A 6825-nucleotide genomic window follows, 5' to 3' on the forward strand; every position below is an offset into this window, starting at 1 on the left:
CACGATGGGCGGGACTTGGCAGCGGCGTTGCAGACCATCCGCGAGATCGGCGACCCCGAGGCGTTGCAGCGGGCGATCAGCGATGCGTTTCCGGGCGCACGGTTGAATATCGAGCCGTTGCAGGGCGGCCGTTTTGCCATCGAGTTTTATCAGGAAGGGTTGCTGCGGCCGTTATCGGCGGCGGAGCTGTCGGACGGGACCTTGCGCTACTTGCTGCTGGTGGCGGCGCTGCTGACGCCGAGGCCACCGACGATGATGGTATTGAACGAACCGGAAACCAGCTTGCACCCGGACCTGTTGCCGGCATTGGCGCGGCTGATCATCCAGGTGTCGCAGCAGTGTCAGGTGTGGGTGGTGTCCCATGCCAGCCGCTTGATTGCGGCGTTGCAGCAGGATGAAGGGTGTAATTCGATCGTGCTGGAGAAGGTGATGGGGCAGACGCAGGTGGTGGGGCAGCGGGTGCTGGATGAGCCGGCGTGGCATTGGCCCAGTTAGGCGGTGCCTGTGAGGGCCTCTTCGCGAGCAAGCCCGCTCCCACATTTGTCCGCATTCCAAAGGTGGAACTCGGTCGAACGTGGGAGCGGGCTTGCTCGCGAAGACGGTAGATCAGTCACCCAACAGCTAACTGATCAACCCTGCCACTTCCCGCCTTCAACAATCACGCTTTCCGGCTTGGTGTCATCGCTCAGTTCCTTGCGAACATACTGGTCATACAGCTTGAGCAAATACTTCTCTTCGCCCAACTTCGCCAGCTCGGCATTCACCCAATCCCGCAATTCGATGTTGCCCTTCTTCACCGCCGGCGCAATCGGCGCTTCATCCCCCAGTTTCTGCTCCAGCACGCGATAGCCCGGGTTCTGCTTGGCCCAGCTGAACAACACCAGGTTGTCCTGGGCATAGGCATCACCACGGCCCGCCGACAACGCTTGCAGCGACTCGGAATTTTTCTCGAACTTCAGCAGTTTCCAGTCCGGGTGGTTCTTGGTCAGCCAGATATCCGCGGTGGTGCCGGTGGTGACGATGGTGGTGCGGGTCGCCAGGTCGTCCAGGCTCTTCACCGAGCTGTCCTGCGGCACCAGGGCCTGCACCGCGACTTTCAGGTTCGGGTTGGTGAAGTCCACCGCTTCCTTGCGCTCCGGCGTCACCGTCATGTTGGCGAGGATCAGGTCGACCTTGTCGCTTTGCAGGAACGGAATGCGGCTCGCCGGCTCTACGGCGACGAATTCAACCTTGTTCTCGTCGCCTAGCAGGTCCTTGGCGAAACGGCGGCCGATGTCGGTATCGAAGCCGACATAGCGGCCGGACTCATCCACGAAACCAAACGGCGGCTTGTCGGTGAATACGCCGACGATCAGCTTGTCCCGCGCCTTGATCTTGTCGATGTAGCTCACCGCAGCGGGTGCCGGGGTGGCAGCGGCAGCCGTCTTGGCGGGCTCTTCGGACTTATTGCAGCCGGCCAGCAAAGCGAGGCCGAACAGGGGGAATAACAACTTGGCAGTTTTCATGACAGCTCCAGTTCCTTGGTTCTTTTGGGCAGTGTTGAAACGAAGGAGAACTTCTCCAGGAACTGCTGCGCGCGTGCGGTTTGCGGGTTCGTAAAGAATGCCTCGGGGGTGTTTTGTTCGAGGATGCGGCCGGCCTCCATGAACACCACGCGGTCGGCGACGGCGCGGGCGAAGGCCATTTCATGGGTGACGATCAGCAGCGTCATGCCGTCCCGGGCCAGGCCCTGGATCACTTCCAGTACTTCCTTGACCATTTCCGGGTCGAGGGCGGCGGTGACTTCGTCAAACAGCATGACCTGCGGGTTCATGCACAACGAGCGGACGATGGCGATGCGTTGCTGCTGGCCGCCCGACAGCTGGCGCGGGTAGGCGTCGCGTTTGTCGGAGAGGCCCACCCGTTCCAGCAGTTTTTCTGCCTGGGCCCGGGCTTCGCGGGGTTCGCGTTTTTGCACTTTCAGCGGGCCGAGCAGGAGGTTGTCGAGCACGCTCATGTGCGGGAACAGGTGATAACTCTGGAACACCATGCCCACGTCCTGGCGCACCTGGCGCCAGTCGGTGGCCTTGTCCAGCAGCTCCTTGCCCGCAAAACGCAGGCTGCCGCTGTGGGCCACTTCCAGGCCATTGAGGCACCGCAGCAAGGTGCTTTTGCCGCAACCGCTGGGGCCGAGGATCACCACCACTTCGCCGCTTTGCACACTCAGGTCGATGCCGTCGAGCACCTGCTGGTCGCCGAAAAACTTGTTGAAACCCTGGAACTCGATCAATGCGCTCATGCTTGGGCCCAGCGCCGTTCCAGCACCTTGGAGGCGGCCGACAACGGGTAGCAGATAAAGAAGAAAAACAGGAACAGCGCGCCGTAGATCAACACCGACTCGTAGGTGCGCTCGATGATTTGCTGGCCGACCTTGATCACGTCCACCACACCGATCAGCACCGCCAGGGAGCTGGTCTTGATGATGCGGGTGTAGACGTTGATGGTCGGCGGCGTCATCCGTTTCAGGGCCTGGGGCAACAGCACGTAGCCGTACAGTTGCGGGTCCGACAGGCCAATCGACAGGCCGGCTTCACGCTGGCCTCGGGGCAACGAATGCAACGCACCGCGCACCACTTCGCCGACTTCACTGGCACCCCACAGCGACAACACCAGCACGGCGCACCAGAAGCTCGGAATGCTCAGGCCAAAGAAAATCGGCAGGCCGAAGAACAGCAAGTACAACCACACCAACACCGGAATGGCACGGAACAGCTCCAGGTAAATCCGCAGCACCAGGTTGATCGCTCTCGAATTCAACGTGCGCAGTACGCCATACACCACGCCGCCGACGGTGCTGAAGGCGATGCTCAAGAACGAGATCGACAGGGTTTGCGCCGCGCCCTTGCCCAGTTGCGGCAAGGACACCCAGAGTAATTCAAGACCCGAACTGGCCATGCTGGAGCCTCCTTTCAAGGCGGCTGAGCAGCAGCGACAGCGGCAGGAATAACAGCACGCAGATCAACGTGAGCACCGCGAGCATTTCGTAGGTTTTGTAGTAGAGGGCGATATAGCTTTTGGTGGTGTAGAGAATCTCCGGCACCGCCACCGCCGACACGATCGTGGTTTCCTTGAGCAGGAAAATAAAGTTCGCAAACAGCGCCGGCAGGCTGAGGATCCCGGCCTGGGGCAGGATCACATGGCGCAGCAGTTGCCAGTGGGACAGCCCGATGGACTTGCCCGATTCGATCTGTGCCAGCGGTACCGCCTCGACACCGGCGCGCAACACTTCCGTGAGGTAGGCGCCGCCGAGAAAGGTCATGGTGATGATTGCCGCCCAGAACCCGGAGATATTCAGCCCCAGGGCCGGCAACGCGAAATAGACGAAAAACAGTTGGATCAGCAGCGGTGTGTTGCGCGCCAACTCCACGTACAGCGCCACCAGGCGCCACACGTAGGGCGTGCGAAACACCAGCAGCGCGGCGTTGATCAAGGCCACCAGCATGGAGGTGCCAATGGCGATCAGGCCGACTTGCAGGGTAACGCCCACGGCCTTGAGAAACGCTGGCAGCGTGCTGAGGATAAATGCGTAATCGAAGGTCATCTGAAATCCCTGACGCCGCAGGGGTAAAGCGGCGTTGGTGCGGTCCGGTCCAGCGTGGGTAACGCCGGGTAGCGCCGACTTTAAAGGTATAAAAAGCAAAATTTAAATACCGAAATAGCATATTGATATCACCCAAATAGATAACCTGCGGATTCGCGGTGCAGATGGATGACAGCTACTGTTCCCGGGGAAGTAGGAAGGGTCTTTTTATCGGAGCTGCACTTCAGGGATAGGCAGCGCGTGGCCAGACTGACGGCCAACCAACAGGCGAGGGAATGAGCGATGAACGAGGCAAAACCGATTGATCCGCAGGAACTGGTGAAGTGGCTGGTGGCACTGCGCAGGGCCATCAATAGCCGGAATCTCTGAGCTGACACAGTCCCAAATGTGGGAGCGGGCTTGCTCGCGAATGCGGTGTATCAGTCAGCAGATGTGTTGGCTGACCCACCGCATTCGCGAGCAAGCCCGCTCCCACATTTCGATTGTGTTCCAGCCATAAAAAACGCCGACGCTGTAGAAGCCGTCGGCGTTTAAACCTTGAAGGAGGTTTTTGGGTTCGATCAGAACGCCGGCACGACCGCGCCGTTGTATTTCTTCTCGATGAAAGCTTTCACTTCAGGGCTGGTCAGGGCTTTGGCGAGCTTCTGGATCGCGTCGCTGTCCTTGTTGTCCGGGCGGGCAACCAGGAAGTTCACGTACGGCGACTTGGCGTCTTCGATGATCAACGCGTCCTTGGCCGGGTTCAGGCCCGCTTCCAGGGCGTAGTTGGTGTTGATCAGGTCCAGGTCAACCTGGTCCAGGACGCGTGGCAGCAGCGCCGATTCCAGCTCTTTGAATTTCAGGTGTTTCGGGTTGCTGGCGATATCTTTCGGCGTGGCCAGGGCGTTGGTCGGGTCTTTCAGGGTGATCACGCCAGCCTTTTGCAGCAGCAGCAGGGCACGGCCGGAGTTGCTGCCTTCGTTCGGAATGGCCACGGTGGCGCCATCTTTGAGCTCAGAGATGTTTTTGATTTTTTTCGAGTAGCCGCCGAAGGGTTCAACGTGCACACCCACTACGGTGACCAGGTTGGTGCCTTTACCCTTGTTGAAGTTTTCCAGGTACGGCAGGGTCTGGAAGTAGTTGGCGTCCAGACGCTTCTCGGCCACCTGTACGTTCGGTTGTACGTAGTCGGTGAAGACTTTGATTTCCAGGTCCACGCCTTCTTTGGCCAGGGTCGGCTTGACCAGCTCAAGGATCTCGGCGTGCGGGATCGGGGTAGCGGCTACCACCAGTTTCTCGTTGGCCTGGGCGAAGCTTGCGGTCAGGGCAGCCGCCAATGCGGTAAACAACAGAACCTTTTTCATGCAGTGTCCTTATCGAAAATCCGGGTCGTCTGGGACGGCCGCTTTTTTAGTGGATGCCAGCGAAGTGCTATCGCGGCGTGGAGCGGACAATACCGAGGTTTTTTATTCCAGAACAATACTTTTTATTCACTTTGATATTCCATTTTGTTCATGCAGGAGCCCGTCTTGCCGGCGATGGCGGTCTTGAGCCTTGCGATGCTCCTGAGGACGCCATCGCCGGCAAGCCGGGCTCCTACAAAACAGCGTGTTCTTTCAGATAGCTTTTCAGGGCTTCAACCTCGGCGGCGCTGGCGTGGCCAAGAATTCGCCGCACCTGCTCCACAGGTGAACCCGCCACGGGCAGGTTCAAATGCTCAGGCAAAATCTCGTCGCCACTGCTGACCAGCAAGGCAAAGTGAATCACGTTCTCCAACTCCCGGGTGTTGCCCGGCCAGCTGTGATGCTCCAGCACGCGCTGGGCTTCGTCGCTGATCAGCGGCACCGGCAGGTCGAGGCGCTGGCTGTAGATGCCGAGGAAATATTCGGCCAGTGACAGGATGTCGCCCACCCGCTCGCGCAGTGCGGGCAGCTCCAGTTGGCCTTCGCTGAGGTAATGGAACAGGCGCTCATGAAACTTGCCGGCCGCCACGGCCTGGGCGAGGTCGATGCTGGTGGCCGCCACCAGCCGCACATCCACCGGGCTTGGCTGATGGGCGCCGACGCGGGTGACTTCGTGGTTTTCCAGCGCCGCCAGCAGCTTGACCTGGATTGGCAGCGGCAAGTCGCCGATTTCATCCAGGTACAACGTGCCGCCGTTGGCCGAGCCAAACCAGCCGGCGAGGCTGCTGGCTGCGCCGCTGTGGCTGCCTGCGGCGTAGCCGAACAGTTCGGCGTCGGCGTATGTCGGGCTGATGGCGCCGCAATTCACCGAGACAAACAGGCCGGTGCGGTCGCTGCCACGGTGGATATGCCGGGCGAGCAACTCCTTGCCGCTGCCGGTTTCGCCGCGGATCAACACGGGCAAGGCGCGGGGGGCGAGGTTTTCGAGGTCTTCGCGCAGTTGCCGCGAACGCGGGTCGACAAACACCAGCGCCTTGGCACGAATGCTCAGGGGGCTTTTTTCGGCGTCGGGGAAGGTCAGCAGGGGCTGACCGAAGGTTTCATGCAGGCTCATGGCAGGCTCCCGCCCCATCCACGAAGGGGAAGGGGCGTTTAAAAAATTTTATGCACGGCGCCGGGAGTGATGTTCCAGGCGATTTTGCAGGCGATAGAGGTAGGCGAAACCCTGTTCCCAGCGTTGATGGCCGGACTTCACGTTGATGTGCCCGGCGCCCGCGAGAATTCCCGCTTCGGCGCCCCAGTTACGTGCCAGTTCCAAGGCGCGGGTGGCGCTGACGGCGCTGTCGTTGTCGGAGCTGACGACCTGGCTTGGGAAGGGCAACAGGTGGCTGGGGATTGGCGCAAAGTTACGCAGGGCGGGTGCGCAGGCAGGGCGTTCGACATCGGCCGGGGCCACCAGCAGGGCGCCGCGTACCTGACGCAGAAATTGCACCGGTGCGGTGGCCGCCCAATGGGCGACGGTGATGCAGCCCAGGCTGTGGGCGATCAGAATCACCGGGGTGCTGTCGGCGGCGATGGCTTCGGCCAGGGCTGCCACCCAGTCTTCGCGGCGTGGGGTGAGCCAGTCGGCCTGCTCCACACGAGCGCTGTTGGGCAGGCTGTTCTGCCAATGACTTTGCCAATGATCTTCTGGCGATCCTTGCCAGCCCGGCACGATCAGATAACGAATCGACTCGCTGTGCATGGGTGTGCCCTCCTGCAGCGTTTAACGTTGTGGGTCAGTATAGGCACGGGGTATATATTCGTTAAGGAATAAGAAGCTATTTATTAATAACCAAAAATCGAGTGTTAAAAGCCAAATCA

8 protein-coding genes are annotated in these 6825 nt (G+C 60.3%); 1 reads left to right on the forward strand and 7 read right to left on the reverse strand.

Features of this window, described 5'->3' with window-relative positions; genetic code table 11:
• Positions 1–495 (forward strand): AAA family ATPase (locus tag HX846_RS29680; protein ID WP_178966741.1); only part of this gene is annotated, 495 nt, incomplete at its 5' end.
• Between the two features lie 134 nt (positions 496–629).
• Here HX846_RS29680 and HX846_RS29685 read toward each other — a convergent pair.
• The 7 genes from HX846_RS29685 to HX846_RS29715 form a co-directional block, all read right to left on the reverse strand.
• A complete protein-coding gene (locus HX846_RS29685; protein ID WP_008435828.1) occupies positions 630–1505 on the reverse strand; it encodes a transporter substrate-binding domain-containing protein in 876 nt (291 codons plus the stop codon).
• Positions 1502–2278 (reverse strand): amino acid ABC transporter ATP-binding protein, encoded by a 777-nt coding sequence (locus tag HX846_RS29690; RefSeq protein WP_003211829.1) that lies wholly within the window; start codon positions 2276–2278, stop codon positions 1502–1504. The genes HX846_RS29685 and HX846_RS29690 overlap by 4 nt, the downstream gene beginning before the upstream one ends.
• A complete protein-coding gene (locus HX846_RS29695; protein ID WP_178966743.1) occupies positions 2275–2934 on the reverse strand; it encodes an amino acid ABC transporter permease in 660 nt (219 codons plus the stop codon). Before HX846_RS29695 ends, HX846_RS29690 begins: the two co-directional genes overlap by 4 nt.
• Positions 2915–3580: an amino acid ABC transporter permease gene (locus HX846_RS29700; protein WP_003211825.1), complete on the reverse strand. Its 666-nt coding sequence runs from the start codon at positions 3578–3580 to the stop codon at positions 2915–2917. Before HX846_RS29700 ends, HX846_RS29695 begins: the two co-directional genes overlap by 20 nt.
• Positions 3581–4140: 560 nt before the next feature.
• A complete protein-coding gene (locus HX846_RS29705; RefSeq protein WP_003211822.1) occupies positions 4141–4923 on the reverse strand; it encodes a MetQ/NlpA family ABC transporter substrate-binding protein in 783 nt (260 codons plus the stop codon).
• A gap of 232 nt (positions 4924–5155) precedes the next feature.
• Positions 5156–6076: a sigma 54-interacting transcriptional regulator gene (locus HX846_RS29710; RefSeq protein WP_178966745.1), complete on the reverse strand. Its 921-nt coding sequence runs from the start codon at positions 6074–6076 to the stop codon at positions 5156–5158.
• Between the two features lie 48 nt (positions 6077–6124).
• Positions 6125–6706, reverse strand: coding sequence for an alpha/beta hydrolase (locus HX846_RS29715; RefSeq protein ID WP_003211820.1), 582 nt, complete (start codon positions 6704–6706; stop codon positions 6125–6127).
• Positions 6707–6825: the final 119 nt, after the last annotated feature.

It is taken from the genome of Pseudomonas sp. K5002, from assembly GCF_013386655.1.
Lineage (GTDB): Bacteria > Pseudomonadota > Gammaproteobacteria > Pseudomonadales > Pseudomonadaceae > Aquipseudomonas.

Coding starts and splice junctions, on each gene's coding strand:
- HX846_RS29695 (WP_178966743.1), bottom strand. CDS start 2,934: ATGGCCAGTTCGGGTCTTGAATTACTCTGGGTGTCCTTGCCGCAACTG.
- HX846_RS29685 (WP_008435828.1), bottom strand. CDS start 1,505: ATGAAAACTGCCAAGTTGTTATTCCCCCTGTTCGGCCTCGCTTTGCTG.
- HX846_RS29705 (WP_003211822.1), bottom strand. CDS start 4,923: ATGAAAAAGGTTCTGTTGTTTACCGCATTGGCGGCTGCCCTGACCGCA.
- HX846_RS29710 (WP_178966745.1), bottom strand. CDS start 6,076: ATGAGCCTGCATGAAACCTTCGGTCAGCCCCTGCTGACCTTCCCCGAC.
- HX846_RS29700 (WP_003211825.1), bottom strand. CDS start 3,580: ATGACCTTCGATTACGCATTTATCCTCAGCACGCTGCCAGCGTTTCTC.
- HX846_RS29690 (WP_003211829.1), bottom strand. CDS start 2,278: ATGAGCGCATTGATCGAGTTCCAGGGTTTCAACAAGTTTTTCGGCGAC.
- HX846_RS29715 (WP_003211820.1), bottom strand. CDS start 6,706: ATGCACAGCGAGTCGATTCGTTATCTGATCGTGCCGGGCTGGCAAGGA.